A 1,461-nucleotide genomic window follows, 5' to 3' on the forward strand; every position below is an offset into this window, starting at 1 on the left:
TTGATGCTCCTATTGGCTGTCAAGCGGCGGTGAGCCAGTCGCGGTAGGCGTTGGCGAGGTTGTCGTCTCGGCGGATGCCGCGTTCGAGGGTGGAGATGACGGCTGGCCAGACCCCGAAATGACCGGCCACGGCGGTCAGGGTGATGTTCTTGGACTGTCGCAGGGGTCGTAGGTCGGCGATGCCGGGGACGGTGACCGTGGTGGTCAGGCAGCGGAAGATCTCCCGGGCGATCGCCCGTTTCAGGAGCCGGATGATCTCCTTCTTGGTCCGGCCCGCGGCCGTCTGCCGGGCCACGTATTCGCGGGTTCTCGGGTCGCTGGACATGCGGACCAGGGCGATGCGGTAGAGGGCGGCGTTGGCTGCCCGGTCGCCGCCTCGTGAGAGGCGGTGCCTGTTGGTTCGGCCGCTGGAGGCGGGGACCGGCGCGACCCCGCAGAGCGCGGCGAAGGCGGCCTCGGTCCGCAGGCGCTCGGGATTGCCCCCGGCGGTCACCAGCAGCTGGGCGGCCGTGTCGGGGCCGACGCCGTAGGCGGCCCGCAGGCCTGGGTTGTGGGCGTTGACCTCGGCATCGAGGGCTCTGGTCAGAGTGGTGTGCTCGGCGGTCAGTTCCTTGACGCGCCCGGCGAGGCTCTTGAGTGCGGTCAGGACCGCGACGTGGACCGCGTCCCCGGCCGGCCGCAGTCCGGCCAGGGCGTCGGTGCGGTTGGCGCCTTTGAGTCGCCCGAACTCGGCGCGGACGGCCTCGGGGGCGGTGATGAGGATCTGGCCGATCTGGTTGAGGGCGGCGGTGCGGGCCTTGACGGCGGAGCGGGCGGCGTTGTGCAGGGCGCGTATGCCGGCGACGGTGTCGTCCTTGGGGGCGTTGGAGGCCCGCCCGGACAGGGCGGCCCGGGCGGCGGCGTAGGCGTCGATGGGGTCGGACTTGCCGACGCGGCGGCGCTCGGCCCGGTCGGGCCGGTTGACCTCGACGACCCGGTGCCCGTGGGAGCGGGCGGCGCGGGTGAACCCGGCCCCGTAGGAGGACGTGCCCTCCACACCGATCGCGATCACGTGGCCGTGGGCGGTGAGGAAGGCCCGGGCGGCGGCGTAGCCAGCCGGGGTGGTGGCGAACTCGGCGTCGGCGAGGTGGCCGCCGTTGTCGCCGACGACTGCGACGTGGAGGGTGTCGGCGTGGGAGTCGACCCCGCCGAACACGGCCTGGTCTGCTGCGTCGTGGTCGTGCGCGAGGGGTGCTGTCATGCTGGTGATGCCTTCCCAACCGGAGGTCGGCCCGGCCGGGTGGAGCAGACAGGACATTGAAGGGGCTTCTGGACCAAGCTCCTATCAGGTCATGTTCCGCCCGGCCGGAGCCATGAGAACAGGTCCCGGCGGCCGGACAGAACAACGCGAAGACAGTCCAGCAGGACGTCAGTCAGTGGCAGAGCCACGACCACCGGAACCTGAGTATCAGCATCAATGTC

1 protein-coding gene is annotated in these 1,461 nt (G+C 71.3%); it reads right to left on the reverse strand.

The genetic code is table 11. The features are described from left to right. Window positions 1–19: 19 nt before the first annotated feature. Window positions 20–1,240, reverse strand: a complete 1,221-nt coding sequence (locus tag ACWEQL_RS42425; protein ID WP_452156975.1) for an IS110 family transposase — start codon at window positions 1,238–1,240, stop codon at window positions 20–22. Window positions 1,241–1,461: the final 221 nt, after the last annotated feature.

Source organism: Kitasatospora sp. NPDC004240, assembly GCF_053603215.1.